Raw genomic sequence first — 25,650 nt, forward strand, 5'->3', positions numbered from 1 at the left:
CATTAAGAAATGCCGGTGGATGACGACGTGCTGCCGGGAACGCTCCTCCGGTAAGCGATCCGTTCTCGTGGCCAATCCAGCCCGTCAATTCAGCCCGGCACGGGCAAGTCCCTCGATCAGGCGCGCCCGATCCTCGGAGCGGACGAAGGAAGATGTTGCTCTGACCGCATCCCGTGAGATGTCAGGAACTAACGACTTGAGCCGTCCGAGCAAGTCTGTGGCAGCCTCATGGTTGCCCAGAAGTCCGGCACAGGCTGTGCCGATAACCAGCGGAACCGCGTGGCCAGACCGCAATCGATGTGCCTCCCGCGCGTAACTCAATCCAAATTCGTAATTCGCGCCCTGGAAATAAGCCATGGCGTAGTAAAACTGAAAGTCGCCAAGAAAAGCCTCGCGCGGGCTCAGTCTGAGGGCGTAGTCGATGCAGGGAATGGCGTCCGCCGCGCGGCCCCCGTTGGCATGCGCAAGTCCCAACTGCCCGTGTGCAAACGCGGAGTTGGGGTTGATCGCGACAGCCTGGCTGATCGCTGCCATAGCCAGGACATTGTCACGCGTCGCAAAAGCTATCATCGCCTGCGCAAGGTACGTCCACGGTTCCTTATCGTCCGCGGCAATGGCTTGTTGGACGAAATCCCTGGCAAGGGTCAGGGCATGTCCCATGTCCTCCCACCCCTGGAACGCGCGCCACATGGTAATCCAACCTTTCATGGCGAGCGCCTGCGCATAACCGGGTGCCAGTCCGATTGCCCGATCAAGCAGGGGGAGCATCTTGCCGCTGCTCTCCTCAGACAACTGGGAACACAGGAACACCGCCCGCACGACACACTCCCAGGCATCAAGGCCATGATGCGGCTTGGGGCTTTCGCGGGCATGCTCTGCCGCCAGGAGTTCCGGCCCGATACGACCGACGACACTTGCGGTGATTTCGTCCTGAATGACGAAGATGTCCCCGAGGTCGCCGTCATACTTCTCGGCCCAGAGATGGACTTCGGAGACCGCATCGATGAGCTGCGCGGTCACCCTCACCCGGTTGCCGGACTTGCGGACACTCCCCTCGAGGATATAGCGGATCCCGAGTTCGCGCCCAATGGCGCGCACATCCACGGGCTTTCCCTTGTAGGTAAACATCGTGTTGCGGGCGATCACGAAGAAGCCCTTGAGCTTGGATAGCGCGGTGGTGATGTCCTCGGTGAGCCCGTCGCTGAAGAAGTCCTGCTCCGGGTCGGCGCCCATGGCGTTGAACGGCAGCACGGCAATCGATGGTCGGTCCGGAAGTGCGGGACTGGGCGATGCCGTTCCTGCGGTCGTCCTTTCCAGAAGAAGGCGGTACAGTCGCACCGGCCGCTCCATGTTCTTGAGCGCGCGTTCTCCGAGGTACTCGTAGCCGCAGTCAAGCTTGCCCGGGAGGTGATCGTACGCAGTGCCGGAAATGAAAATGCCGCCTGGATCCGCCAAGGTCTGGAGGCGGGCCGCGATGTTGACGCCATCGCCATAGAGATCCCCATCATCTTCATGGATCACGTCACCGAGATTGACGCCGATCCGGAAGATGATGCGTCGCTCCGCCGAGATATCGGCCTGGTTCTCGGCAACTCCCTTCTGGATGGCGACCGCACAAGCGACGGCATCGACGACCGAGCCGAATTCCACGAGCGCACCGTCGCCCATCAACTTGACAATACGGCCCTGATGCTCGGCCAAAAGGGGATCGATTACCTCCCGGCGCAGAACCTTGAGGGCCGACAACGTCCCAGCCTCGTCATGTTCGACGAGGCGGGAGTAACCGACGACGTCAGCGGCCATGATCGCGGCCAGCCGCCGCTCTGCTCTTGCAGTTGCCATGGCTGTCTCCCCCTCAGGAGATCCGCCGCATGAAGCCAGGCAATTGAGGCGACATGCACTATCGGGCTGCCTGATACCGCGACCGCGCTGGGTCATGATACCACTGAGGCGCTCATATGGCGACGCTTCACGAGAGTGGCATCTTCAACAGGCGTCGCCCCCTTCGGCGTGACGGGCAATCGCTCAGCAGCCTTCAATCCCCTCGACATGCTCGACCCAGATAGCCTGGATATCGCGGAAGATGCCAGCACACTCGCCGACGCCCTGATGTTCGACGAACCGGGCATGGCCGGTGATGCCCATTGGAACGAGGAGGCCAAGGCACTGATCGCCGGCCCCATCCTCAAGATCGTTATCGCAGTTCTCCGGGGCGCCGAAACCTCTCGACGTTACGCCCCGGAACGCCTCCTCGGTTTGCTCGCGCGAATGCAGGACATGGACGAGGCCAATGGGCTGATTGCCCGTGCCGCCAATCGCCATCTTGGCAAGTCCGATCGGGAAGCAGCCGGCGTTTTGTCGGCCGCGCAGCGTCACACCCATTTCCTCGATAGCCCACGCATGACCGCCGTGCTCGGCCGATCGGATTTCCGTTTTTCCGATCTCAAACGAAACAACGCGACCGTGTTTCTGGTCCTGCCGCCTGATCGGCTCTCAACCTATTCCAGGTGGCTGCGATTGCTGATCACCCAAAGCCTCACCGACATGGCGCGCGATCCCGCCTCCCCTGCCCGGCCCGTGCTCTACCTGCTCGACGAGTTCGCCGCTCTCGGCCACCTCGCCCCGATTGAGCGCGCCATGGGTCTCATGGCCGGCTATGGTGTCCAGCTCTGGCCGATCCTCCAGGATATCCATCAGCTGCGCGCCACTTATGGGCGCCGAGCGGGAACCTTCCTGTCGAATGCCGCCGTCCTTCAGGTCTTTGGCGTCAATGATATCGAAACCGCCGAACTGATCGCACGCTCGATCGGCAAGACCGACGCGCAGTACATCACCAGGTCCTGGAGCGAGGGCAAGAACTCGTCGTCCGAGCACATCTCGGCGCGTGATCTCATCAATGCCGATGAGATCATGCGACTGCCGGAAGACAGGATGATCCTGCTGCGGCAGGGGCAGCGACCGGCCTGGGTTCAGAAGCTGCGGTATTATGCAGATCCGGAGTTCAAGGGCACCTTCCATCCGGAGTGACGAGACCGTCAATGCACCCCTCAGGCTATGTCAACGAGACTTACGCGAAGGTCGTTGATGACGGTGGCAAGTCCACGCGCTCCAATCAGTGGTACGAGGCGCACGGCGGCAAGCTTTGCGACCGCACGGTCAAAGATCGCAAGGTTTGTGTGTCCATTCAGGCGCGATGGGTAGATGATGCCGTCCGGCTTCGATCCGTGTTCATGAAACGCAAGCGACCATGCCCGCGCGAGGCTCTGGCGAGAAGATTTCGCGACATCCGTCGGCACGCCCATCCTGATCGCATGGTCTTCACGCAGATCGACAAGGTAGAGTTCCGCGTTAGTCTCGATCTCCGCGTAGCGTCGGGCGTAAAGTTCTTTCTCCTCGATGGGAAGGTCACCGATGAGACCGTCGCGCCGGTCGCGCAGAACTGCTTCCAGGAAACAGACCTTGAGCGTCTCGCCAAGATAGAGAACGCCAAACCGTTTGGCGGCGTCACGCCGGCGAGGATCGCTGAATCGACTCGGCGTCTTTCCATAGCCCAACGGGTCTGGGAAGGCGCTTCCGTAGATGCGTCCAAATTGGCGACCAGCGGGAACGACCTCGATATCGAGCGGGAAATTCTCAAAACCCGCCGGCGGCTTGATTGCAGTCATTTAGCGAAAATCACCGTGGGCAACGCTTTCGGCCGCGGCAAGGATTTCGTCGTCATGGCCGCGTTTCAGCGCAACAAGCCCCGTCCGCCCATCCAGAGCGCCATGCGGCGTAACCAGGAAACGGTAAACCGCCCATGCGCTGCCCAGAATCGCATGCAACTTCGGGAGCGCAGCATAGGGCCGTCCGTCCCGGTCGAGTTGCCATGCCGGAAAGCGGAAGCCGCGTTTGGCGCCGTCGAGCCCCAGAACCTGTCCATTCTGACGCTTAGTGTTGACGGTGACACGTGACATGCCAAGCAGATCGGCAAATGCGTCCGCGCTCAGCATGCCGTCCTCGGCGAGGATTTCCGCAACGCGCCGTCGACCGCGCTCCCGCGCCGTCGCTAGCGCGGCCTGCAGCTCGTCATCGGGATCGGCCACAGACTCGACCGGAAACGCATTCTCTCGAAGCGCCGGCTCCTCCTCGACGACCGAAATCGTCTGCGCTCCGGCCAGCGGATCCACGACCACGCGGAAGCTGACCTGATGGCCAGCCTTCCGGCTCAGTTGAACCGCCTTGGCGTACTGCCTGATAAGGGCTTTTTCGAAATCGGCCTTCCGGGGCAGCTTCATCGAGAGTGCGACTTTGGAAGAATCGCTGTCTACTGTTTTCGTGACGGACATGGGCTTCAGCCTCCTGTCCTAGTATCTAGGCGCGCCGTGATAGTTCGTCAAGTTCGTTAAGTTTGCAAACTTCGTTCGCCAACCCGGAATTCGAGGGGAACCTTCGCTTCGATATGAGTGACGATCTCGAACGTCCTCTCAGACCTTCGTCACTCTCAGCGGACATGTTCTCAACCGTGACATTGCCCAAATCCGTTGCTACAGGCTACCGGCATTGAAGTGACGCACGAGAAACCTTCCATGAGCAAATCGTCGAGAGAGAAATCTGGTCCGGTTGTGGCGCGTGAGACGGATGTATTGAAAGCCCAGGCCATCAATGCGCTCCTCACCCAACCGATCGCGATCCTGCCCACGGAAACTGGTCATGCAATCCGACCATTCGCGCTCGGGCTCTGGAATGAAATTAGACCACTTCTGAGGCCCGAGATCAGCGTCTCGGCGCTGCGACGGGCGACGGGAGCCTATCTCCACTCAAAGAGATATCATATGGCGGTCGCACAGCCACGATCCGCTCGTCACGACACCAACGGAATGCCGGTTGACACAGTATCGGACGCCGACAGATTGGCAGCCTCAGAGAAGATTGAAAGCATTAGAAAGCGCGACGAGACCCGAAAGGCAGCGGCACCTGCGGTTGTCCGATCCATCCCGGCTTCAAAGGCGGATATGATCCGCGCTGCTCTGTTCAATCGGAACAATGCGCCGCGCTGACTGAGGAGAGCGGATGTTTCGGTCGTGAGCAGCAGCGCTGCTCGTCTGAGTATTGTCTTGGCCCGCCGCGTTTAGCTCGCCACGTGCCAGTCGGCTTCGGGGCGTCAGCAAAAAATGAGCGCACCAGGCGCCAGCAGCAGCGCTGCCAGAGCCAGTTCGCGCGCGGTTTGACCGGTTAAAAGCCTCGTCTCGGAGGATCAGCATCGCGACGGCCACAGGCCTGGATCCGGGAAGCCTAGGCCCGGCAAACCGCTCCAATTCAAAAGTGCTCTGCCGTCGCCTGCCCGAGCTGGCCAGCGAAGCCGAGATTTCGATGATACCGTCTCTGGCGGCCGTTGGATCATCAGTGAGACTGATGCGGGGCGTATCCCTCGAACCGTGAACTCAATCTTTTGGTTTCGAAAAGCGAACACCGACGCCACCACCATTTTCTGGGATGAACTCTATACCAGCTCTTTCAAAAGCTGCCTGCACGACGTCCACGGTTGAATCTCGGAGCCGCTCGCCTCGTTCCAGTCTGGCGATAGTATCAGGCGATACGCTGGCATTCTTTGCCAAATCCCGCGTACCCCAGCCCAGCGCCACTCGCGCCATCTTGCACTGAATTGGCGTCATTTCGTAACACTGATACGATTTAGCGTTGAATAGAGCAGCATTGGCGGTTATCGTATCCACGTTACGAATTCAAACCCGGCCCCGCTGGGGTTCCCTACCCCAAGCGAACCAAGACCAAAATCTAGCTTTAGAGAGCTCGGATCATGGCTGATTCTGAGAATAGCAGAACTTTGCCTGCAATCACCCGTAGAGAAGAAAATTTTGAGAACGGCGCCACCGAAAAGCTGCCGCAGGTGATCGACCGCCGAAACCTTCTCCCCGTCGCGGCACGTTGGCTAAGCGGACGTTTCGATGCAACACGTGATCAGCAAAGGCCGAGTGGTCCAACACCTGTCAGGGAGATGTGGCCAAGATGGTACGCGTGCCATCTGCAGCACGTGCGGGCGACGCGTCTCAGACAAAAGCTAGAAACGAAGTTGCTGGAAGTGACCGGCGGCGCTCCCATTGTCGAGTTGCGGATTGGGACCGAGCAGATTGTCCCAGTTCACTCTTTCGCTGACATCAATCGGCTGAGCTCTGAGCTGAATGCCGAACAACTGTCCCAGGCACGGGTCGAACTTCGCCGGCGTCGGAAACGGTGGAGAGAAGCCGATCAGCGTCTGGAGTGCGCGGCGGCTATCACTCGGGAACAGGAGCTCGCGCATCAAGCGGGCATAGCAGGGCGTGTTATGCGGATCACAGCGCCTTCCTCTCTGACCGAAGTCACCGCAAAGCTCCATTGCCTGATCGCTATGCAGGATCCCGGCTTGAAGCTCGATGTGGCACCCTGGCCAGAGCTGCGGAGACTGCTGAGGGATCTTATCCGCATGGAAGAGCGGGTGGCTGAGACATGGGATTCCAACTCGAGCCGGGAGGCATGCTGAATGGACCTGGCACATCCCGATCAATCAGCAAAGGTTCGAGATATTCTGGCATTGGCGACGCAGTATAGAGACGCGGCCGTCAAGCTTGGTGAGGGCGTGTCTAAACCCAACCACATTCCGCGACGTCTTCTCGCTCTCCATTCAATCGAGCTCTATCTCAATGCACTTCTGCTTGCCAAGGGCATCGATCAAAAGACAATTTGCGGCTTTGAGCACGATCTTGGTGAGCGGACCCGAATAGCCGTGAATGCTGGCCTCGTTCTGCGCAGCCGCACGGCGGAGCACTTGGCAACTCTCTCCAGAAACCGAGAGTATATCGTCATCCGGTATGGTCCAGTGCCGACTGCCAAGCTCTCGCAGATAAACCGAGTGATGGCGACACTCGATGAAGTGTCGAAAAGGGTGCGAAGGATGTTGCGGGCTACGTGATCGAAGAACGTGTTGCCAGGGCCTAGGCTGCGCTCGACAGCGCACGGGAGGCTTCCGGTGGAAGATCCCGGTTGCGGTCGGGCGAGCGTTGGCGCCTCGCGGTTCCTTCTGGCGCATTTAGCTCAGCCGACAGGGCCGCCGACATCTCCAGCACAGCCCGCATCGTTGTGGGTGAGGCGATCGCAAAGGTCATGCTTGCGGTTCGTGTATTGATCGAAAGGATGCCAGCTTCAACCATGCACCGCAGATGTCGAAACGCAGCCGGCTGGGAAACACCAACGGCGCGCGCAAGCTTGCTCGCCGGCAACTGCCGTTCGGCCAACAGCAACAGGAGCAGAAGGCGTGTCGGATGCGCGATCGCCTGCAAAAACTGAGCCGCATCGCGCGCCCGATCTTCGCTCCATTCACTCAAAGTCATCCCCGCCGAGCTCCGTGCTAATTGACGTATGTCAAACATTCTGACGCGGAAAGCACAAGTGGCTTCACTTTCGGGAGGGCGTCAGCCCAAAGGGCGAATTCGGGCAAAATCGCAAGCGCGCGCTCGGATCAGCATAGGATCCCGCCGCCTCCTGCAAACACCCTCTCAAGCGCCTTCGTCAGGGCGGTAGGCCGGTGGCGCAGCCACCGGCCCCGTTGCGTTGAAAGTCGAAAACGACCCTCATTTCCCGAGAACAGACCCGAAACGACTGATTGGCGGCTCGGAGACGATTGAAGGCGGGAAAAATCGTGATTGCGCTCGAAATGCGCATTCCCCAACAGCTGCGTTGGCAGGCGAGCGACATTGTTTCCTTTGAGAGCAACTGCGCTGTTTGACATTAATGACGGGAGGATGCCCGCAAAGTCGCTCAAGCTCTTAAAGATAGTCGGCAACAGCTTGCAGAGACCATCGAGAAGTGGGGCAAGGCAATGGCCGTCGAACGCTTTTTCGCGGATGCATAGGAACGGTTCGGAGGCGTCGATGAACGAGGCCGGAAGCGAACGCAACCGTCCTTGGGCGTCGTAGAACATGACGCGGTCTTCGCCCAGTTCTGTTTGCGTGTCGACAGCACGAAGCGCAGGCCGCGCCACGGATGGAACGGGTGCGTAACCTCGAACTCTATGCGGGCAAGAGTGTCAGTACGAACTGTAGTCCTGGACTTGAAAGAACGGCATGGCCGAGGCGTTCGTCAAAACATTCAAGCGCGATTACGTCTCGGTAAACCCCACCCCGGATGCTGAAACAGTGATCGCTCAACTGCCGTTCTGGTTCGAGCATTACAACAATCTTCACCCGCATAGTGCTTTAGGATATCAATCACCGCGCGAGTTCATCAGCTCGCAATCTCAAACCTGAGCATGTCCGATCTTTTGGGGGCAACTCCAGATGGAATGGTCACCGCCCCACCGCAAGCGGCACCAAGTCGCTTGCGGCAAGTGAACCGAAAAACTCCTCGATGTCGGCGTGGCAGCTTTCCAGGTCGAACCTGCTCCTCATCGGGACGTCGCCGATGTCGGCAACTCTCAGCACGGTTGACGGGGCCGCCTTGAGCACCCGATTATAAGGTCCGACGCGCTCGACCTGCCGAACCGCCTTGGGACCCAGGCGCGAGCCGGCCCTGTTCCTGAACCCGAGAGAGAGCTACGTCGATGCCCGATATCGTCTGACCGGAGAAAAAGCGCTTTGGCGGCGTCCTCAACATAGGGCGCATCGAGGAACGTCCGAACGCCCTCAAAGGGCCATCTTCTGTGATCGCCCGTAAGAAGACCGTCCGCGACCGCCTTCAACGCCGGATCATGAATCGCGCCGCCAGTAGCGCCGGAGCGCCGGAGTACTCCGTCCTAAGATCTTCGAGTTCCATTTCCCGCACCTTCCAGCTACAGCATCGATCTGCTAAGGCCGCCGTCCACGGGCATCGCCACCCCCGTGACATAGCGAGCCTCGTCGCTTGCGAGGAACGCCACGACGGCCCCGAATTCCTCGTGTGTCCCGTAACGGCCGATCGGTATCTCGGCTTGGCTTTCCCCGGCGATCACGGACGGATCAACACCGCGGTCAGCCGCGTCCATAGCGTCGAAATACACGGTGCGCTCCGTGGCGAACCTTCCTGGAAGGACCACGTTCACGGTGACCCCATCGGCGGCCACTTCCAGCGACAGCGTCTTCGCCCAACCAGCGAGAGCCGAACGCAACGCGTTGGAAGCAGTCAGCCCAGAGATAGGCTCCCTGACGCTCGTGGAAGACACCGCCACGATGCGGCCGAACTTCCGAGCCCTCATGCCCGGCAGAAAGTGTGACGCAATCCTCACCTGGTTGAGGAACATCGCACCGAACTGCTGAAGCCAGATCTCCTCCTCGAACTTCGAAGCCGGAAACGGCGGAGGGCCGCCTCCGTTGAGAAGCAGTATGTCGACGTGCCCCATATGCCGATCGACCCAGCCTAGGAGTTCGGACACGCCCTTCTTCTCGAACAGGTCGCAAGAGAAGGACATCGCCACGCCGGGCTTTCCTTCGAGCTTTGCCTCGGCCGCGCGGAGAGTCGCTTCGTCGCGGCCCACAAGCGCCACGTCGACCCCTTTGTCAGCCAAGGCTTCAGCTACGCCGAAACCCAGTCCTTTGCTGCCGCCCAGTACCAGTGCGGTCTTCTTCACGTTTGCTGTGCTCATCTATCCAATTCCCTCTTCCGTCACGCGGCCTCGGCCGCTTCCGCGGCGATCTCGCGCACGGCCTGGACTAACTTTTCGATGTCTGTGTCAGTGTTGCCAAAATGGACCGAGGCTCGCAGGATTTCCGTGATGCCTCTGATGTCCATGTCGAACGGCGTGTATCCGACGCCGTTCTTTCCGATCGTGATCCCGCGGGCTGCGAGAAGCTCCTTCACCCGCTGGCATGGAATGCCTTCGATGACGAAAGTCACGAACGCGGCCTTGTCGCGGCCGAGGTCGAGAATGTTTACGCCGGGCACATCCGTGAGCCTGTTGCGGAGCTCCGTGGCGAGTGCGTTGAGCTTCACCCGGGTGTCGAACGCATTCAGGCTCAGGGCTCGCTCGAGCGAGTCGATCAACCCCAGGCGCAATGCCACGGCGAACTCGGCGGTTTCCACAGCTTGAGCACTCTGGTGGATGGCCGCGCGCCCGACGTCGAGCTTGGCGGAGCGGTCGTCCACGCGCCTCGGAACCATCGACACCGCGAGCCTGGGCGAGATATAGGCGAGAGCCGTTCCGCGTGGCCCCCGCAGAAATTTCCGGCCGCAGGCGACTAGGACGTCGCACCCGATCTCCGACACATCGACAGGAAGTTGTCCGATCGCCTGGCTGGCGTCGATCATGTAGAAGGCTCCCGATTTCGCTTGGCGTAACGCCTTGCCGAGCGCCTCGGCGGGATTGATAAGAGCGCCACTCGCACCAACCCAAGTAAGCGCCACTATCTTCACGTCGGGATCGAGAGACCTCACCACCGCCTCGACGTCTACCGCGGTGGTTTCATCCCACGGCATCACCGACATTGAGGCGCCCGAAACATGGCACGCATGCTTCAGGGCAAGCACGTTGCCGATCCACTCCTGGCGGCTTACCAGGACGCGGTCGCCCGCCTTGAGCGGCACCGAAGCGAGGATGTCGCCGTAAAGCTGACCGTGACCGGTCCCGAACGCGACGTCCGTGGCCGCGCACCCCAGGAGACGGGCCGCCCTCGCATATCCAGCCTCCAAGCGGTCAGCGGCGGCCGTCCCAGCTTCCATGGGACCCAGTTCCGCTTCGCGGCGGAGATGCGCCACTATCAATTCGACTGTTTCCGGAGCAAGGATGCTTGCGCCCGCGTGATTGAAGTGAATGACAGGCGGCATCTCGCTCTCCTTCAGCGCACGTGGAAGACCGCGTCGATTTCGACGGGAACATTGGCCGGAAGACCACCCATGCCGACCGCGCACCGGGCATGCTCCCCGCGCTCGCCGAATAGGGCATTCATGATTTCCGAAGCGCCATTGCCGACCTGAGAGTAAGCGGTGAAGCCGGGAACGGCGTTGATGAAGATATTCATCTTTGCCATTTGCACGACACGGTCGAGATCGCCGTCGAGCGATTTTTCGACCCAGTAAACGATGTTGGCAGCGCATATCTTCGCGCTCTGGAGCGCCATCTCGACGTCGATTTCCTTGCCGACCTGGCCGATGTAAGCGATTTCGTCGGCCACTTCCGGGATTTGGCCGGAAACGTAAAGCGTGTCGCCAATGCGCTTGGTCGGCGCGAAGGGGAGATCTGGCCGGCTGAGACTGGGCCAGTTAACGCCGCACTTTTCGAGTTTTTCCTTGTAGCTCACGACAGGTCTCCGTCACCATTTTTGCTGTGAGGGGAGGTTGTCATCTGACCGCCATGCTGTGTAGTGTTATAATTCTTAGAGAGCTATAAGGATGTTTTATATGGAGCTGAACTTCGACACGAGGCTGTTGCAAGCCTTCATCGCGGTTTCAGAAACTGGGACCGTCAGCAAAGCCGCGGATCGTCTCGCTCGGACGCAGCCCGCGGTGAGCATGCAATTGCAGCGTCTTGAGATGGATCTTGACACGCAGCTGCTCGTCCGTTCCCATAAAGGTGTCTCCCTGACAGACGCCGGGGAGACTTTCCTTGCCTACGCCAGGAAGACGATTGCCCTTGGCGAGGACATGCGCAGGCAAATCGTCGGCAAAAAGCTTTCGGGCAGAGTTCGGCTCGGTATGGTGGAAGATCTCGCCGTCACCAGGCTGCCTTCGGCTATCGCGGACTTCAAGAGGCGTCACCCCTCGGTGGAGATCGATTTGAACTCCTCGCATTCGGCAGACCTCGCAAGGTCGCTGGTGGATGGACGTAGCGACATTGTCGTGGCCGACCCCGCCCGCTTTTCAACAACTCCGACTGGCTTTATCTCCCGCCAGCTCATCTGGTGCGCGAGTCGCATGCTGGAAGTGGACGAAAACGCCCCCATACCCATCATCATCTTCGACGGCTCCTGCTCATGGCAGGATCGGATGTTCGCCCTTTTGGCCGAAGACGGAATAGAGTGGACCGCGGGCTGCAGAGCCTCGACCTTCTCGGCTTTGATCTCAGCATTGCGGGCAGGTCTCGGCATCGGACTTCTTCTGCAGGAAGGCCTGCCCGCGGATTGCGAAAACCTCCAAACAAAGTACGGGCTGCCGCCTGCGCCGACAGCCGAATTTGGCGTATATGTGTGTCAGAAGTCTCCTGAACTCGTCGACGAACTCGCGACCTTTCTACGTGCTGGGTTCTAACGGCGCCTTGCGGTGTCCAGGTTTTTTGGAAGCCTGACAACACGAGCGCGGCAGCGGTGTTCGCCAGCGTTCATGTCTCTTGGCTCAGACCCTCGAAGAGATGCGCTGGTGGTTATTCATCCAGAAGGGCCTTTATCGCTTCGCGATGTCGGCCGGGAAACTCCCAGAAACATGTTATGCGCCTCTGCCGTGCCCATGACGCCCGTTCAATACCCTGATCGTAATGCTGGCGCTTGCCTGGCGATCGAGTTTCTCGAAAACCCACGGGAGCATCAATTGGCCGGCTAATCTAAATCCCTCGCCATCAATATTCTTTATATTGCCATAAACATTATCCGAATACATTATTATTGCCCTTTCGCATGACAAGGTCATGTCTCCATTCACTCAAGAGAGCATCATGATGTCGTGATCCGAGCGGTGTTCCCCGTCGTCGAGATCGACGGCGCAAAGACGATCTGAGAACCTCTTTAACATGCAGACCAGCGTCAACCGGGGCAGCTTCCAGTCGATAGATTATGCGATCTTAGGCTCTCCCCCTCCCGAGCGAGCGCCAAGTAATCCGGCTGCGGGAGCGCATCAGGACAGTTGGTGCGGCGTCGATCCGGCAGAAGGTCTGCGGAGTAGCGGATCGACCCTGTCGGTGAACATGAGGCCCACTCCGAGCACGCCGCGCTCCTCAGCGTTGCCCTTGGACGCCGAGCGAATCCTCGCCTTTGCGCGAATGTTGGTCTCAGAGTACCCTCGTGCCGCAATAGAAAAATCGCGCCGAGTGAACATGTCGTCACTAAAGTCAGTTCTTCTGGTCTTACTATCGGTTCCTTCATCGGCGTGGGGGGCGTCCGAGCTCGAACGAGGTCGGCTTTTGGCGGAGGCTAACTGCAGCGGCTGTCACGCTATTGGACCGATTGACGCGAGCCGACATCCGGACGCACTCCCATTCCGCAGGTTTTCTGAGCGCTATCCAAAGGGGACGCTCGGGGAGACGCTGGCAAAAGGGGTCCCCCTCGAACATCCCGACATGCCCAATTTCCTGGCGACATCGAGCGAGATTGACGAAATCGTTGCTTACATCATCAGTGTTCAACCCTGACACTGCTCGAAAATCAGCACTTCGTCATCACCTCGAAAGGCAATCCGCCGTGCTATCGAGATGCGGCCGGCGTGGTGACGATTTTGTGATGCCCATCCATTTGCACGGGCAGCCTCACTACCACTAACCCAGTCCCACCCCAGCGATAGAGAGCACACGACGAACGGCTCACACCGGAGCGGCATGGACTTTGTCGGGCGTGGCCGCCTTAACTGAACAAAGGAGCGAATTGCCGAGCAGATCTGTCGCACGAAACCAAGAAGGACGCGGCAGCCATCGTTGAGAACCCTGAGGACCCTCAGCGTGCCTTCAAAGACTTCGAAGAAGTCTCTTGGCAGCGCCGCATTTGTAAAGCGGAACCGAGAGACCGCCAGGTTCGCGCGCTGATCCAACGTTGGCTGCAGTGGCATGAACTCTCCGCCTACAGATCACGATGGAGGAATTGATCGTCTCTGCGTAATACTTGGGTGACTCCAGATATTATAGCATTCTGAATGCTGTAACAATCATAACAGAAATCAGAGAACCCGAACATAAACGCAAGATACTCTCGTATTACTGGCGAATATTCCCGTCGCAACTCATAAAAGAATAGTCAACTATTAGAAATTTTATTTTAGATCTTTTGATTAACCTCAAAGACCGCCATCGCCTATTGCGGAATAAGTCTGCACGGATTTTTCGATAATCTGGGGTCCCTTCATGGCTAAAGAGATCTTCACCACACAACGCGATCACCGACCATCATGGAATCGACTTTTCGACGATCAGGCATCGGTTGACATAGAACGGCGCTTGCGTCGGTTTGGGCGCGTGAAACGCTTTGAGGCTGCCTCCACGCTGTTTGGGAATGGCACGGGCGTCTTCTTTTTCGGCGTCATTATCGACGGCGTCGTTGCGGCGCGTGGGCTGCGCAGAGACGGCAACAATCCCATTCTCCAATTCTTCGGACCTCATGACATCATCTCCTTGGCAATCGCGCGCAACCGCGAGATTGAATTCGAGATCCTGACGCCGGCGACAATCCGGTGCTTGGATCAGGCGCAACTGAAAGCTGCGATTAGAAGCGCGCCGGAACTGGCCACTACTCTCTTGACCGCCGCAGCCTCGCAATTGCAGGGCTGCCTCGACCAGATCGCTTTCATGCGTGGACGAGCAATCGATCGTCTCGGCTATTTCCTTCTGCGTGCCATCTATCGACCGTTCGACCTGGATCGAACTGTCGTCTCGATAAAGCGCAATTCAATTGCGGTGGTGACAATAAATCGCACTGCTTTGGCGGCGCACATCGGCACCACGACAACGAACCTCGCGCATTTGCTTCTGGCGTTGCAGGAAGAAGGCATCATCCGCGCTCTTACACCGCGGCGCTTTGAGGTTCTCGAGGAGACACGGCTCGCCGCGTCCTGGGAGCACCTCGGGCAGGGGGAAAACCAGACCACAGATCGCTGATTACCGACGGAAACAGGAGGAGCGTGAGCATGAACCATGCAGATCGAGCATTTGCACCTGCCAATATAGCGGAGCCAAACGAGCCAACCCCTGCTGATGCGGACTTCCGCGTCGAGAGACAGCAGGCGCGGAACTGGCGTATCAGCCTGCTCTCCACACGCGCGAGCCACTGGTTTGAAGTAAATTTCGCGGAAAGCAATCAAAGCGCCCGCGTCCTGGAGACAAACCTTGCCGGTGCGAATGCTTTCATCCGCAAGGCTCGGATGGATGGCTTCAGAACCGAATACATCGGGCCGTTCGACCGGTCCTATTTTTAATCAGGAACCATTCCGACGCAGCCCGTTCTCGGCTCCAGCGCTTCGGCAGACTTGATGGCGCCAGAGATCCACCCCGGATTGAGGAGCAGCCAAATCACTGCCAATTTTGCACAAAGGCGATTTCAAAATTTTTGCGTCTCAGGAGGTGTCGCTTTCGATTGTGTCGCAAGCGCCGCAGCCAGCTTTTCGTTCTCAACGCACAACAGCTCCAGGAGAAGGCGTCTGTGGGATTCGTCCTTCTCCGTCCGGAGTAGAGAATTGAATCTCCTGATGTTTTCAGTGGCGATATAGACGTCCATTGGGTTGCCTCGCTTTTAGTGTTGGAGGCGGGAACCAGCGTCCGAGGAGAGCCGATTGGCAAACATCTATGCCCGTCGAAGACTGCGTCATGGGGTAAACCAAACAAATGAGGCGATGCATCCTCTTCCTCGACTGGAAGTTACGGTAGGCTTTTTTTTGACATACAGCAAGTGCCGGCAACTGAGCGCACCGCCTCGGCCGACAGATCGACGTCGCCCAGGATCCGCACACAGCGATCGCATGTTAGCGGTCGCCTAAAACTGCGGTTATTCGCTGCCGAGGAATCGGAATAAGGCAGCGTGCTTTCGGTGTGCTGTCAGATCATTTGTTTGGCAGGCGCTGGTTTTGGAGCTCGGTCTGGATCTGGGCGTTGTATTGGTGCCAGACGCTGTCGCGGATTTCGGTCAGCAGTTCGAAGACGGCCAGGGCCTGTTCCTGTGTCCAGGTTGTCGGGATCTCGACGTACAAGGAGAGCGGCAACCCAGGTTTCGCGGGGGCTTTCGTCATGGCCTTTGCGCCCTTCTCTGCTCGGTGCGCAGTTCCGATCATTCGGTGGCCTCTTTGAGCCGGGTGGATTGGCCCTCGATGGCAATGACTTCGGCATTGTGGACGAGACGATCGACCATCGACACGACGCAGGCGGCGTTGTGGTGACGCCCCAAAGGCGCCTCCGGCGGCACATGTTGTTGCCCCATCCATCTCGCTTTCAATGGCGGTTGCGATACGGGTATCGCCACTCAACCGGAACAATCCGCCGCGCTAAACCAGGGGAGCGGCAGTGCTGTTCATCTCGGGCAATGTCTTAGCCCGCCGCGTTTAGCCCACGAAGCCAGCCGGCCTTCTGGCATCAGAAGAATTGGGCGTACCGTCGCCGGCAGCTAAGCTGCCAGGGCCACTCCGCGCGCGCTTGAACGACCAAAAGGCTCGTCTCGGAGGATCAGTCGCGACGGCCATTGACCGGGATCCGGGAAACCTAGGCCTGGCAAGCCGCTCCGGCAATGGATCCTGGAGGTCTGCGTACTCGGGGCCCTGTCTTCGATGAGAGCTGGAAGCTGCACGAGCGGGGTAAGCGCCCGCCACATCCGAAACGAAAGGTAAGTGGTTGACCATAGCGGCATCTGGTGCTCAAGTGGTAATACCAGTGGAGGCCAGTTGTGAATACATTGAAAAGCGCCGAGTCCGATGCAGTAGCCGGGACCGAAAAAGTCCTGTCGTTCTTTCGCGAGCAACTGCTATCCGGCGCCCTAAAGGAGGGTGACAGGCTGCTGGGCGAGCGTGAACTGTCTCTCGCTCTTGGGGTTTCGAGACCCGTGCTTCGGGAGGCGCTCCGGTCACTCGCAAACTACGGTTTTTTAGATATCCGCCACGGCAAGGGCGCCTTCGTGCGCAAGGCCGATATTGCCGTCCTGGGGGATTTCCTGACCTTCTGCCTGGCCCAGCAGCCCGACATGGTCGACGATATCATGCAGGCGCGAATTGCCATCGAGTGCCAGGCAATCCGCCTGGCATGTAGCCGCGCAACCGACGGAGATCTCTCACGGATCGGAGGTCTGCTTTCGACACTCATGGAAACGCTTGATGATGCCGAGGACGGCGGCGCTGCAGACTTCGCGTTCCACCTGGCGCTCGTGGAGGCTAGCCGCAGCCCGGCGCTGATCACGATCTATCACTCGATAGCCACCTTGCTGAAGCGCAGCCATGTCCAGCGGCGCATCGAAACCAGCGATACGACCGGCATCCGCGATTACCTCGTTGAGGCTCACCGGGAGGTCTACCTTTCCGTACTCGCGCGCGATCCCGACGAGGCCGAGACCAAATTGCGCCAACACTTTGCCATCGGCGATGAGCTTCGGCGCAAGAGCTACATAGCCGCATTCGCCAGGAAGGGTCTGCCGGAGGAGAAATAACAGGCAGATCAGTCTTTTTTATCCAAGGGAGGAGAAGAAAATGCTGAACATTCTCAAAACACGCGGCCTGGCCGCATTCGCACTCGGGGCAGCGCTCGTGGCCGGGCCGGTTTCGGCTGCGGAATTGCGATACGCCCATGTCGGCGCCGAAGGCGATATCCAGACGATTTATGCCGCCGCCGCCGCGGAAGGCATCAAGACCGCCACCAATGGCGAAGTGACCGTCACGGTCTATCCCGCCAGCCAGCTTGGGGGCGTCGCCGAAATGGTCGATGGTGTTCGCATGGGGTCGATCTCCATGGGCCATCACGATTTCGCTTCACTTGCCCGCCTTGTGCCGGAGGTGGCCGTGTTCAACGCGCCCTTCATCTATCGCGACGGCGCCCATGCATTGGCCGCGACAGATCCGGCCACTTCGCCGGCCCTTCAGGCCGTCAACGATAAGCTGGTCGCACAGGGCATCCGCATAATTGGCCGTATCTATCGCGGTGACCGCCATATTTCGTCCAATTTCCCGGTCAGAACGCCGGCCGACCTGGCGGGCAAGCCCTTCCGCGCCGTGCCGCTTGAACTCTGGGTCTCGATGGTCAAGGGCTTCGGCGCAATCCCGACCCCTGTCGAAGTTGCCGAACTGCCCACGGCTCTGATGACCGGCGTCGTGGTCGGCCAGGAAAATCCGTTGACAATGATTGCATCTAACAATCTCAACGAAGTTCAGAGCCATCTCTCCATGACCGGCCACATGCGGGCCGTGCTTGCCGTCTTCATTAACGAGGAAATCTGGCAAGGGCTGACCGAGGCGCAGCGGTCGTCCATCACCAAAGTGCTGGACGACGAAGCCAAGAAGTCGTTGCAGATGGCAACTGAGTCCGAAGTCAAGCTCGTTGCGGATCTCAAAGGTCGTGGCATGACTGTTCTCACCGAAGCCGACGGGCTTGATGTAGCCGCCTTTCGCGAGAAGGTAAGCGCCCAGATCAAGCAGGACTTCCCGGCCTTTGAGGCGCCTCTGGCCCAGATCGCTGCTGTCAAGTAGGCCACGTAACGCGGCATGTGGGGACGGCCAAGCGTCATCCCCACACCCAATAATTTGAACCTGTGAATGGAGCAAACAAGATGCGCCTGCTGGAACGCGTGCTGACCGTTATCTGCGTCTGCCTGATGGCTGGCATTGTGATCGTCCCGACAACTCAGGTCATTCTGCGAAACGTATTCACGCTTCCCTTCATCGGAGCGGAAGAGTTGACTCGGTTCCTGCTGATCTGCCTCGTTTTCGTCTCCTACCCACTGGTGGTCCAGAACGGTGAAAACATCGTCATGGGCGAGATCAAGGCCGCACTGCCAAAAAGGCTGCGCGGCATCATCAACGTTTCCATCTCCATCACGGCAGTTGCAATTAGCTTATTCCTGGCCTGGGTTACTGTCACCAGCATTTCCAAGAACCTGCTGAACGCGACACCTACTCTCAGCATCCCCTTCTGGATTTTCCTTGGAGCTACGTTCTTCGGCTTCGCCGGGGCAGCCGTCGTCCATCTGGTGCATTTGCGCAAGCCGCCCCAGGCGGACACGAACATTGCTGTGTAAGGAAAAAATCCCATGGGATTTCTAGTTGTTATCGCCTTCCTCAGTCTTTTCGTGCTGGGCTTTCCAGTGGTCTATGCCATCCTGCTGCCGTCGATCCTCTATGTCCTGATCGAGGGATTGCCGCTTGGCCTTCTCTCACAGCGCATCACCTATGCGCTTGATTCTTTTCCGTTGGTTGCCGTGCCGTTGTTTATCTTCGTCGGCAACCTGATGAATCTGTCCGGCATCACCGACCGCATCTTCCATTTCGCCTACACGCTGGTCGGCCGCGTTCCCGGCGGACTGGCGCAGGTCAACGTCTTTGGTAGCCTGGTATTTTCCGGAATGTCGGGAGCCGCGTTGGCCGATATCGGCGGCCTCGGCCGCATCGAGATCGACGCCATGAAGAAGCGCGGCTTCGATCCCGCCTTTGCCGGTGCGGTGACGGCCGCGTCCGCGACCCTTGGACCGATATTTCCTCCATCTATCCCGCTCATAGTCTATGGCTCGGTAACAAGTGTCTCCATCGTCCAGTTGCTGATCGCTGGCATCATGCCGGCACTCCTTTGCACCGCGATGCTGATGCTGACGGTACTTGTCGTCGCTACTCGTCATCGTCATCCCCGCGCCGAGCGCTGGCCATCGCCAATGGAAATCGTCAAAGCTCTGCTGCCTGCACTTCCCGCCATCATTGCCCCGGCGCTGATGGTTGGAGGCATGACCGCAGGCACCTTCACCCCAACCGAAGCCGCCGCCATCACCGCCGTCTACGTCATCTTCATCAGCGGCGTGCTCTACCGTGAACTGACCTTTGCTCACCTCTGGAATTCGGCCCTGCTGACAGCCCGCAGCTGTAGTGCGATCCTTATCATCGTTGCCTCGGCAGCCCTGTTCGGCTGGATCCTTGCCGTCGAGCAGATCCCCCAGACCTTCGCAGCGTCTCTGCTCGCCTTATCCAACGATCCACTAACTCTGCTGTTCATTGCCAACCTGATCTTCTTCATCGCCGGCATGTTCCTGGATTCAACGACGGCAACGCTGCTGCTGGTGCCCATCATCGCACCGCCGCTCGTGCTAGCCGGCGTCGATCCGGTCCAGCTTGGCATCGTCACCATCTTCAACCTGATGATGGGTCTGCTGACACCGCCGATGGGCCTTTCCCTGTTCCTCGTATCCGACATCGCCAAGGTGTCGATCAGACGTTTGCTACGGGCGCTCCTACCCTTCTATGTACCCTTGCTCGCCACACTGGCCGTCCTGACCTTCGCGAAGGATTTCACGCTCTGGCTACCTCGTCTGATTGCTCAATAATCTCAACTGGGAGAAATAACATGCGCATCGTTATCGGCTCGGATCACGCCGGATTTCCGCTTAAGGCTACGATCATTGACTATATCAAATCGCTCGGCCATGAGGTGAATGACGTCGGATCCTACAACCCCGATCCTGTCGATTTTCCCGACATCGCGAAAAACGTCACCTCCTCGCTCACCGCCGGCACCGCGGACCGCGGACTGCTGGTCTGCGGTACCGGCGTGGGAGCATCGATCGCGGCAAACAAAGTCAAGGGTATCCGCGCAGCTGTCTGCCACGACGTCCATTCGGCTCACCAGTCAGTGGAACACGACGACGTCAACGTCATGTGCATTGGCGCCCAGATCGTCGGCGCATGGCTCGCCAAGGACTTGGTCGAAGCCTACCTCAAGGCCGAGTTCTCGACCGACGAAGACTTCAGGCGCCGCGTGCGTAAGCTCGCCGAAATGGACGACCAGCGGTAGTTCGCTTTCGTCGGCGGTCAGATCCTCCTGAAACCTCTCCCACGAGCCGGGACACGGTCGCCCTCCCCGCGAGGGCTGCCTGTTGTATTCCTGGGCGATTGGGCCCACGCCGGCAAGAGCGGCCGCAGCGTCGGCCTTCATCGCCACCGCTTTCGCTCAGGAGACACCCGAGGCAGCGTCCCTACAATGGCGAGCCGTCGCCGACCAGATCCGGCCAAAGGTGGCGAAGCTGGCAACAATCATCGACTAGGCCGAGCCCGACGTCCAGCGCGCCAAATACATGACGCTGGAAACGATCAGCCAGATGAGAGATGATCCGATGATCGGCCTGCTAGCAGTGGCGCGCTGATCAGCCCGGCCCGCAGCTTTCACGGTGCCTGCCCGATCCGTACAATGCTTGGAGAATGCAACGCCTGCCCAGTTGGCGGAAGTCGAGCTTTTGGGCGAAACTGGCTTGCATTGGGAAACCTTAGACGTGGATTTCACCATCCTCGGTTTAATGAAGGGCATATTCGGAACTGCGAAGTTCATGGAGGCTCAACGCCGAGGCGGGCAATCTCGGTCCGCCGCGAAGATCGAGGCAAGCCGAGCCAACGGCGCGAAGGGCGGGCGTCCCCGGAAGATCAGCTAGCCGGCCAATCGCCGCAGCGCGCTGTTTCAGTCGATACATTATGCAATTCTGTACGCACCAGAGCGTGAACAACCCAGCAACACGCCATGGCTCATGATGAGCAGTCCGTCGTAAAGGTCGCCATCACGCTAGTCCTAAGCAGACTAGCTCCGCAGCGGCGTCATGTCTCCTGCGCGCCATTAGCGGTCATGCCTGTTGCGGACGCGCACGGATCCCGTGTCACAGAGAATGCTGTGCGAAAAAGCTAAGCCTCAGACATATTGATTGAGGTCGAGCAAGGGTGGTTCGGCCTCTATCTCTTAAGCTCCTCTGAAAGTGAGATCGTCATGACCCAGACGCTGCACATGTTGACCAACCCGACGCGGTACCTGCTCTTCACGGGCAAGGGCGGGGTCGGCAAGACCTCTCTAAGCTGTGCGAGCGCGATCACGCTCTGCGACGGCGGAAAGCAGGTGCTGCTGGTCAGCACTGACCCCGCCTCCAATCTGGACGAGATGCTGGCGACGCCGCTCCGTGATATCCCCACCCCAGTCCCATCCGTGCCCGGCCTCTACGCCATGAACATCAATCCGGAAGCAGCCGCTGAAGACTATCGCGATCGTGTATTGGCACAGATGGCAACCAACGCCTCCGAGAGCGAACGGAACACGGTTCGGGAACAGCTTTCCGGAGCCTGCACGACGGAGATAGCCGCCTTCGACGCCTTTGTCGGCCTCCTTGCAGACGACATGTCGACGGTCGACCATATCATTTTCGACACCGCCCCCACGGGTCACACGTTGCGGCTTCTCAGTCTTCCAAAGGCATGGACGGGTTTTCTCGAGGGAAATGATCGGGGCGCTTCGTGCTTGGGTCCGCATTCCGGCCTGAAGATGCAGGAGGCGCGGTTCCAGAAAGCACTCGCATGCCTGGGAGATGAGAAGCGCACCCGGATAGTCTTGGTCGCCCGTCCGGACAGGAGTGCTCTTCAGGAGGCTTCACGCACATCAGGGGAACTGGCGGCCCTTGGGCTGAAGAACCAATTGCTTGCGATCAATGGCCGGTTCCGCGCGACGAAGAGAGACGATCCAATCGCAGTCGGGATTGAGCGAGCACAAAGTAGCGCGCTCTCGACGATACCGGTTGAACTGTCCCGGCTGCCGAGCGACGAGTTTCCGATGCTTCCCTTCGACATGGTAGGTCTCGATGCACTGCGTGCCTTGTTCGCACCTCAGTCACAGGCGTCGACCATCCAGGAACCGGTGGCAGCCGCCCAGACCACCCTGCCGTCGCTTGCGAAATTGATTGACGAGATCGCCGGTGGCCACAAGGGCCTGGTGATGGTGATGGGAAAGGGCGGCGTCGGAAAGACGACGGTCGCTGCGGCCCTTGCGGTCGGCTTGGTCGAACGCGGCCATGCCGTGCATTTGACGACCACTGATCCGGCTGCTCACCTGTCGTTCGTTGTCGAGGGAAATATGTGCGGTCTGACGGTCGACAGGATTGATCCGGCTGCCGAAACCAAACGCTATATCGAGAAGATCATGTCCTCACGCGGACGCGATCTCGACGAGGAAGGCAAGGCGCTGCTCCGGGAAGACCTTGAATCTCCCTGCACGGAGGAAGTCGCTGTCTTCCACGCCTTCTCACGGATCGTGGCAGAGGCCCGCAACGCCTTTGTGGTCATCGACACCGCTCCGACGGGGCACACGCTTCTCCTGCTGGATGCGACGGGAGCCTATCATCGCCAGATGACGCGACAGATGGAGGCAGTCGGGCCTGGCCGGATAGTCACGCCACTGATGCGCCTTCAGGACCCGGACTATACCCGCGTTATCCTCGTTTCCCTTGCGGAAACGACGCCAGTCTCCGAAGCGGCGATGCTGCAGGACGACCTACGGCGAGCAAAGATTGAGCCTTACGGCTGGGTGGTCAACAGGACCATGGCGGCGACTGGCACGCAAGACCCGGTTCTGCAGTCGCGTCTTGCGGGGGAACAGGTCCAAATCGACCGGATCAGACGCAACCTGGCAAAACAAGCCTATATTCTGCCATTCCAGGCTGTTCCCCCGGTTGGCATCGAAGCCTTGAAACGGCTCTCCGCGCGGGAGTGAGACGACAGTCTGGGCCAAGCGAAGCCCCTCGCAATCCATGATGCTCGCGCTCAAAGCGCTGGCATTGGATAACAGTCTTAGCAGGCCTGATGTCAATGCCGATCCTGACTCGTTGGGTTCCACGACAAACTCGGGTGGTTAATGATTGATGCTCACCTGCCCAGCCCGATAATTACTCGCGAGCTCTTCACCCGTCGTCGCCTTGTATGAAAGTGATTTTATCTGGCAGTCATGACTATTCATATAGTTTCTCACTGCCCTTGCGATTCCAGCGGCCAGCGATCTCGCAAAATCTGCGTCACGCCGCGCGACCGACGACTTACACGATATGAAATAGTGAAGTTGCGGCCGACTGTGCCGCTATTGTGGCACCTCTAGTCTACCATCTTACCGCTTTGCGGTCAGAAGGCGGGCCGATACAATAGTACTCGCAAATGGCACCGCGTCTTCTAAGTAGGCGAGTCAGGACGATGCTCAGAGTTCTATCAGTGATCCTTGCGTTCAGCGGATTCTCGCTTCAAACAATGGCTGCCGAACCAGTTGATGTCGAGCTCATGCTCGCGGTCGACATATCAGGCTCGATGGACCTGGAAGAAGCGCATGTGCAGCGGACCGGGTATGTTGAGGCACTGAGGCACCCGGATTTCGTGGCCGCAGTTAAGGGCGGTTATCTTGGGCGCATCGCCCTAGGCTATTTCGAATGGGCAGGGTTGGTAAACGAGAACTCGGTCATCGCGTGGCAGGTAATTGATGATGCGGAGGATGCCAAAGCCTTCGCGGCCAAACTCGAGGCCCGGCCAATTGGAACACGACGGGCGACTTCCCTCTCCAACGCAATCTCCTTTGCTACGTCTCTAATCGAGGGGAATGAATTTTCTGGTACGCGACGAATCTTAGATATTTCAGGCGATGGACCGAACAACACCGGACCTCCTGTGATTTCCGCACGCACTGATACTCTAGCCCGCGGCATCATCATCAACGGACTTGCCATCATGATTCGGCCCTCTGTCTCTTTCGGCCCTCTGGACCGGTACTATCGAGACTGCGTGATCGGTGGCCCCAGTTCGTTCGTGCTCGCCGTGCACGAGCCAGAGGACTTTGCCGTCGCTATCCGTCAAAAGCTAGTTATGGAAGTGAGCGGGCGTTCGACCGCTGACCGCTTTCAGCTCGCAGCAGGTGAACCGGCTACAGACTGTACGATTGGGGAAAAACTCCCACTAGGTCCCTAAACGCTCGCGTGTCAGATCCTTTGTTGATCAGCGTAGTGGCACCGGTTTTCGCTTCTGTCCTGAATTGATGACAGTGATGGCGTCTGGCACGCGCAAGGCGTAAACTGCCATTTTCATGTGTAGACCACCTGAACGCTTTTGCTAAGCGAGCGGTTGTCGCTGCTGACCATTTAAGTGGGCGCCGGTCCAGTCAACAATTTGGCGCGTGTTCATGGCGCCTGAAGTCCTGGCGAGTTCCACGCCGCCATGGAAAAGCAACAACGTCGGGATGCCTTGGATGCCGAGCTGTGCGGCGACCTGTTGATGCTCCTCGGAATTGAGCTTCACCACGCGGATGCCCGGCTCGAGTATTTTCGCAGCATCTGCATAAGCGGGAGCCATCATCCGACAGGGACCGCACCAAGGTGCCCAGACATCAACAAGCACGGGGATATCGCTACGACTGATCTGGCGCGTGAACATCTCTGCGTTTGCATCCACTGGGCGTCCGTCGAACAACCCTTGCTTGCAGACGCCGCACTTAGCCGATCCCGCGTCACGGTTTGCCGCTAACCGGTTTACCCCGGCACAATGAGGACACACAATATGTCTACTTGTACTCACATCGAATTCCTGTGTTGAGCGCGAAATTCCCAGGGCGTGACCCGTCCATCCTTGTCAGTATCGGCCGCTTCAAAGCGAGCCTTGCCGGCCGCCATGAACTCCGCCTTGCTGACCTTGCCGTTCTTGTCGGGGTCCATTTGAGCGAACCGGGTCTTCTTTCTTTCTTGCATGACCTTCTGCCGCGCTGCATTAAAACCTCGTCCAGGGCCCATGCGCACACTCAAATATTCGTCCTCGGTCAACTCACCGTCATCATCACTGTCCATCGCGGCGAACACCAATTCCACCTGGGCGGCCGCTTCGTCATCACTGATCATGCCGTCGTCATTGGTATCGATAGCACCGAGACGCTGCATCATTCCAGAACCGGGCCCCTGTCCCCAACCCCACCGCGGTCCGACGTCGTCATCGGCGAGCACTTGTCCTGACCACATCCCAAGGGTCATCAGTACAGTCATGGAGACCTTGAACATCGCTTTGCTCCCACTGAGTGAGCAT

26 protein-coding genes and 5 pseudogenes are annotated in these 25,650 nt (G+C 58.9%); 17 read left to right on the top strand and 14 right to left on the bottom strand.

The window, feature by feature from the left end; translation table 11 throughout:
* Window positions 1-84: 84 nt before the first annotated feature.
* The gene (locus tag HT585_RS28410; RefSeq protein WP_246707991.1) at window positions 85-1,803 is read right to left on the bottom strand and encodes an adenylate/guanylate cyclase domain-containing protein; all 1,719 of its coding nucleotides are present in this window, start codon (window positions 1,801-1,803) and stop codon (window positions 85-87) included.
* A 198-nt stretch (window positions 1,804-2,001) separates the two neighbouring features.
* Between HT585_RS28410 and HT585_RS28415 the strand changes: the two are divergent.
* Window positions 2,002-3,027 (top strand): annotated as a pseudogene (locus HT585_RS28415) (type IV secretory system conjugative DNA transfer family protein); the annotation flags it as partial.
* A gap of 20 nt (window positions 3,028-3,047) precedes the next feature.
* Here the strand turns inward: HT585_RS28415 and HT585_RS28420 are convergent.
* Window positions 3,048-3,665, bottom strand: coding sequence for an RES family NAD+ phosphorylase (locus tag HT585_RS28420; protein ID WP_176356159.1), 618 nt, complete (start codon window positions 3,663-3,665; stop codon window positions 3,048-3,050).
* Window positions 3,666-4,328, bottom strand: a complete 663-nt coding sequence (locus HT585_RS28425) for an XRE family transcriptional regulator (RefSeq protein WP_176356160.1) — start codon at window positions 4,326-4,328, stop codon at window positions 3,666-3,668. It abuts the gene before it with no gap.
* A 240-nt stretch (window positions 4,329-4,568) separates the two neighbouring features.
* Between HT585_RS28425 and HT585_RS28430 the strand changes: the two genes are divergently transcribed.
* Window positions 4,569-5,039 carry a ProQ/FINO family protein gene (locus HT585_RS28430; protein WP_176356161.1) on the top strand — a complete coding sequence of 157 codons (471 nt, stop codon included), beginning with the start codon at window positions 4,569-4,571 and terminating at the stop codon, window positions 5,037-5,039.
* Window positions 5,040-5,423: 384 nt separating this feature from the next.
* On the opposite strand, the gene HT585_RS28435 is transcribed toward HT585_RS28430, so the two are convergent.
* Window positions 5,424-5,654: a helix-turn-helix domain-containing protein gene (locus tag HT585_RS28435; protein WP_115422812.1), complete on the bottom strand. Its 231-nt coding sequence runs from the start codon at window positions 5,652-5,654 to the stop codon at window positions 5,424-5,426.
* A gap of 143 nt (window positions 5,655-5,797) precedes the next feature.
* Here HT585_RS28435 and HT585_RS28440 point away from each other — a divergent pair, with 143 nt between their 5' ends.
* Both HT585_RS28440 and HT585_RS28445 read left to right on the top strand, forming a co-directional pair.
* Window positions 5,798-6,517, top strand: coding sequence for a hypothetical protein (locus tag HT585_RS28440; RefSeq protein WP_176356162.1), 720 nt, complete (start codon window positions 5,798-5,800; stop codon window positions 6,515-6,517).
* Window positions 6,518-6,946 (top strand): hypothetical protein, encoded by a 429-nt coding sequence (locus tag HT585_RS28445; protein WP_115422767.1) that lies wholly within the window; start codon window positions 6,518-6,520, stop codon window positions 6,944-6,946.
* Between the two features lie 22 nt (window positions 6,947-6,968).
* Here HT585_RS28445 and HT585_RS28450 read toward each other — a convergent pair whose 3' ends face one another.
* Both HT585_RS28450 and HT585_RS31935 read right to left on the bottom strand, forming a co-directional pair.
* Window positions 6,969-7,364, bottom strand: a complete 396-nt coding sequence (locus HT585_RS28450; protein WP_158556202.1) for an ArsR family transcriptional regulator — start codon at window positions 7,362-7,364, stop codon at window positions 6,969-6,971.
* A gap of 128 nt (window positions 7,365-7,492) precedes the next feature.
* Complete coding sequence (locus HT585_RS31935; protein WP_246707992.1) at window positions 7,493-7,954, bottom strand: hypothetical protein; 462 nt, start codon at window positions 7,952-7,954, stop codon at window positions 7,493-7,495.
* A gap of 136 nt (window positions 7,955-8,090) precedes the next feature.
* On the opposite strand from HT585_RS31935, the pseudogene HT585_RS28460 reads away from it, so the two are divergent.
* Window positions 8,091-8,279 (top strand): annotated as a pseudogene (locus HT585_RS28460) (integrase core domain-containing protein); the annotation flags it as partial.
* A gap of 39 nt (window positions 8,280-8,318) precedes the next feature.
* Here HT585_RS28460 and HT585_RS32315 read toward each other — a convergent pair.
* The 4 genes and pseudogenes from HT585_RS32315 to HT585_RS28480 form a co-directional block, all read right to left on the bottom strand.
* A pseudogene (locus HT585_RS32315) lies at window positions 8,319-8,540 on the bottom strand (arginase family protein); the annotation flags it as partial.
* A gap of 260 nt (window positions 8,541-8,800) precedes the next feature.
* On the bottom strand, window positions 8,801-9,589 hold the full coding sequence (locus HT585_RS28470; RefSeq protein ID WP_176356163.1) for an SDR family oxidoreductase: 789 nt from the start codon (window positions 9,587-9,589) through the stop codon (window positions 8,801-8,803).
* Window positions 9,590-9,609: 20 nt separating this feature from the next.
* On the bottom strand, window positions 9,610-10,767 hold the full coding sequence (locus HT585_RS28475; RefSeq protein ID WP_176356164.1) for an aminotransferase class V-fold PLP-dependent enzyme: 1,158 nt from the start codon (window positions 10,765-10,767) through the stop codon (window positions 9,610-9,612).
* A gap of 11 nt (window positions 10,768-10,778) precedes the next feature.
* Complete coding sequence (locus HT585_RS28480; protein ID WP_176356165.1) at window positions 10,779-11,240, bottom strand: Atu1372/SO_1960 family protein; 462 nt, start codon at window positions 11,238-11,240, stop codon at window positions 10,779-10,781.
* A gap of 100 nt (window positions 11,241-11,340) precedes the next feature.
* Between HT585_RS28480 and HT585_RS28485 the strand changes: the two genes are divergently transcribed.
* The 3 genes from HT585_RS28485 (at window position 11,341) to HT585_RS28495 (ending at window position 15,048) form a co-directional block, all read left to right on the top strand.
* Window positions 11,341-12,186, top strand: a complete 846-nt coding sequence (locus HT585_RS28485) for a LysR family transcriptional regulator (RefSeq protein ID WP_176356166.1) — start codon at window positions 11,341-11,343, stop codon at window positions 12,184-12,186.
* A gap of 1,795 nt (window positions 12,187-13,981) precedes the next feature.
* Entirely contained in the window at window positions 13,982-14,731 is a 750-nt protein-coding gene (locus tag HT585_RS28490; RefSeq protein ID WP_176356167.1) for a Crp/Fnr family transcriptional regulator, read from the top strand.
* Between the two features lie 29 nt (window positions 14,732-14,760).
* Window positions 14,761-15,048, top strand: a complete 288-nt coding sequence (locus HT585_RS28495) for a hypothetical protein (RefSeq protein WP_176356168.1) — start codon at window positions 14,761-14,763, stop codon at window positions 15,046-15,048.
* Between the two features lie 621 nt (window positions 15,049-15,669).
* On the opposite strand, the gene HT585_RS28500 is transcribed toward HT585_RS28495, so the two are convergent.
* Window positions 15,670-15,897 carry a hypothetical protein gene (locus HT585_RS28500; protein WP_176356169.1) on the bottom strand — a complete coding sequence of 76 codons (228 nt, stop codon included), beginning with the start codon at window positions 15,895-15,897 and terminating at the stop codon, window positions 15,670-15,672.
* Complete coding sequence (locus HT585_RS28505) at window positions 15,894-16,043, bottom strand: hypothetical protein (protein WP_210270606.1); 150 nt, start codon at window positions 16,041-16,043, stop codon at window positions 15,894-15,896. Before HT585_RS28505 ends, HT585_RS28500 begins: the two co-directional genes overlap by 4 nt.
* A gap of 459 nt (window positions 16,044-16,502) precedes the next feature.
* Between HT585_RS28505 and HT585_RS28510 the strand changes: the two genes are divergently transcribed.
* From HT585_RS28510 to HT585_RS28545, 9 genes and pseudogenes are all read left to right on the top strand, one after another.
* Window positions 16,503-17,255 carry an FCD domain-containing protein gene (locus tag HT585_RS28510; RefSeq protein ID WP_176356170.1) on the top strand — a complete coding sequence of 251 codons (753 nt, stop codon included), beginning with the start codon at window positions 16,503-16,505 and terminating at the stop codon, window positions 17,253-17,255.
* 40 nt (window positions 17,256-17,295) lie between these two features.
* Window positions 17,296-18,288: a TRAP transporter substrate-binding protein gene (locus HT585_RS28515; protein ID WP_176356171.1), complete on the top strand. Its 993-nt coding sequence runs from the start codon at window positions 17,296-17,298 to the stop codon at window positions 18,286-18,288.
* Window positions 18,289-18,368: 80 nt separating this feature from the next.
* Window positions 18,369-18,836: a TRAP transporter small permease gene (locus tag HT585_RS28520; protein ID WP_176356172.1), complete on the top strand. Its 468-nt coding sequence runs from the start codon at window positions 18,369-18,371 to the stop codon at window positions 18,834-18,836.
* A gap of 12 nt (window positions 18,837-18,848) precedes the next feature.
* A complete protein-coding gene (locus HT585_RS28525; protein ID WP_176356173.1) occupies window positions 18,849-20,126 on the top strand; it encodes a TRAP transporter large permease in 1,278 nt (425 codons plus the stop codon).
* A gap of 20 nt (window positions 20,127-20,146) precedes the next feature.
* Window positions 20,147-20,593, top strand: a complete 447-nt coding sequence (gene rpiB, locus HT585_RS28530) for a ribose 5-phosphate isomerase B (protein ID WP_057217418.1) — start codon at window positions 20,147-20,149, stop codon at window positions 20,591-20,593.
* Window positions 20,594-20,695: 102 nt separating this feature from the next.
* A pseudogene (locus tag HT585_RS31940) lies at window positions 20,696-20,942 on the top strand (hypothetical protein); the annotation flags it as partial.
* 12 nt (window positions 20,943-20,954) lie between these two features.
* Window positions 20,955-21,224, top strand: a pseudogene (locus tag HT585_RS28535) (DUF2442 domain-containing protein); the annotation flags it as partial.
* Between the two features lie 326 nt (window positions 21,225-21,550).
* Window positions 21,551-23,317, top strand: a complete 1,767-nt coding sequence (gene arsA, locus HT585_RS28540; protein ID WP_176356175.1) for an arsenical pump-driving ATPase — start codon at window positions 21,551-21,553, stop codon at window positions 23,315-23,317.
* 470 nt (window positions 23,318-23,787) lie between these two features.
* Entirely contained in the window at window positions 23,788-24,549 is a 762-nt protein-coding gene (locus HT585_RS28545; RefSeq protein WP_176356176.1) for a DUF1194 domain-containing protein, read from the top strand.
* Between the two features lie 141 nt (window positions 24,550-24,690).
* Here HT585_RS28545 and trxC read toward each other — a convergent pair whose 3' ends face one another.
* Both trxC and HT585_RS28555 read right to left on the bottom strand, forming a co-directional pair.
* Window positions 24,691-25,152, bottom strand: coding sequence for a thioredoxin TrxC (gene trxC / locus HT585_RS28550; RefSeq protein ID WP_176356177.1), 462 nt, complete (start codon window positions 25,150-25,152; stop codon window positions 24,691-24,693).
* A complete protein-coding gene (locus HT585_RS28555) occupies window positions 25,149-25,625 on the bottom strand; it encodes an EF-hand domain-containing protein (protein ID WP_176356178.1) in 477 nt (158 codons plus the stop codon). The genes trxC and HT585_RS28555 overlap by 4 nt, the downstream gene beginning before the upstream one ends.
* Window positions 25,626-25,650: the final 25 nt, after the last annotated feature.

This window comes from Ensifer oleiphilus, from assembly GCF_013371465.1.
In the GTDB taxonomy this organism is placed as follows: domain Bacteria; phylum Pseudomonadota; class Alphaproteobacteria; order Rhizobiales; family Rhizobiaceae; genus Ensifer; species Ensifer oleiphilus.

Excerpts from the sequence above, each read along its gene's own strand:
- HT585_RS28470 (WP_176356163.1), bottom strand. The coding sequence starts at position 9,589 with ATGAGCACAGCAAACGTGAAGAAGACCGCACTGGTACTGGGCGGCAGC.
- HT585_RS28445 (WP_115422767.1), top strand. The coding sequence starts at position 6,518 with ATGGACCTGGCACATCCCGATCAATCAGCAAAGGTTCGAGATATTCTG.
- HT585_RS28430 (WP_176356161.1), top strand. The coding sequence starts at position 4,569 with ATGAGCAAATCGTCGAGAGAGAAATCTGGTCCGGTTGTGGCGCGTGAG.
- HT585_RS28545 (WP_176356176.1), top strand. The coding sequence starts at position 23,788 with ATGCTCAGAGTTCTATCAGTGATCCTTGCGTTCAGCGGATTCTCGCTT.
- HT585_RS28485 (WP_176356166.1), top strand. The coding sequence starts at position 11,341 with ATGGAGCTGAACTTCGACACGAGGCTGTTGCAAGCCTTCATCGCGGTT.
- HT585_RS28440 (WP_176356162.1), top strand. The coding sequence starts at position 5,798 with ATGGCTGATTCTGAGAATAGCAGAACTTTGCCTGCAATCACCCGTAGA.
- HT585_RS28515 (WP_176356171.1), top strand. The coding sequence starts at position 17,296 with ATGCTGAACATTCTCAAAACACGCGGCCTGGCCGCATTCGCACTCGGG.
- HT585_RS28555 (WP_176356178.1), bottom strand. The coding sequence starts at position 25,625 with ATGTTCAAGGTCTCCATGACTGTACTGATGACCCTTGGGATGTGGTCA.
- HT585_RS28420 (WP_176356159.1), bottom strand. The coding sequence starts at position 3,665 with ATGACTGCAATCAAGCCGCCGGCGGGTTTTGAGAATTTCCCGCTCGAT.
- HT585_RS28475 (WP_176356164.1), bottom strand. The coding sequence starts at position 10,767 with ATGCCGCCTGTCATTCACTTCAATCACGCGGGCGCAAGCATCCTTGCT.
- HT585_RS28520 (WP_176356172.1), top strand. The coding sequence starts at position 18,369 with ATGCGCCTGCTGGAACGCGTGCTGACCGTTATCTGCGTCTGCCTGATG.
- HT585_RS28490 (WP_176356167.1), top strand. The coding sequence starts at position 13,982 with ATGGCTAAAGAGATCTTCACCACACAACGCGATCACCGACCATCATGG.
- HT585_RS28505 (WP_210270606.1), bottom strand. The coding sequence starts at position 16,043 with ATGGGGCAACAACATGTGCCGCCGGAGGCGCCTTTGGGGCGTCACCAC.
- HT585_RS28435 (WP_115422812.1), bottom strand. The coding sequence starts at position 5,654 with ATGACGCCAATTCAGTGCAAGATGGCGCGAGTGGCGCTGGGCTGGGGT.
- HT585_RS31935 (WP_246707992.1), bottom strand. The coding sequence starts at position 7,954 with ATGTTCTACGACGCCCAAGGACGGTTGCGTTCGCTTCCGGCCTCGTTC.
- arsA (WP_176356175.1), top strand. The coding sequence starts at position 21,551 with ATGACCCAGACGCTGCACATGTTGACCAACCCGACGCGGTACCTGCTC.
- HT585_RS28450 (WP_158556202.1), bottom strand. The coding sequence starts at position 7,364 with ATGACTTTGAGTGAATGGAGCGAAGATCGGGCGCGCGATGCGGCTCAG.
- HT585_RS28410 (WP_246707991.1), bottom strand. The coding sequence starts at position 1,803 with ATGGCCGCTGACGTCGTCGGTTACTCCCGCCTCGTCGAACATGACGAG.
- HT585_RS28500 (WP_176356169.1), bottom strand. The coding sequence starts at position 15,897 with ATGATCGGAACTGCGCACCGAGCAGAGAAGGGCGCAAAGGCCATGACG.
- HT585_RS28525 (WP_176356173.1), top strand. The coding sequence starts at position 18,849 with ATGGGATTTCTAGTTGTTATCGCCTTCCTCAGTCTTTTCGTGCTGGGC.
- rpiB (WP_057217418.1), top strand. The coding sequence starts at position 20,147 with ATGCGCATCGTTATCGGCTCGGATCACGCCGGATTTCCGCTTAAGGCT.
- HT585_RS28425 (WP_176356160.1), bottom strand. The coding sequence starts at position 4,328 with ATGTCCGTCACGAAAACAGTAGACAGCGATTCTTCCAAAGTCGCACTC.
- HT585_RS28495 (WP_176356168.1), top strand. The coding sequence starts at position 14,761 with ATGAACCATGCAGATCGAGCATTTGCACCTGCCAATATAGCGGAGCCA.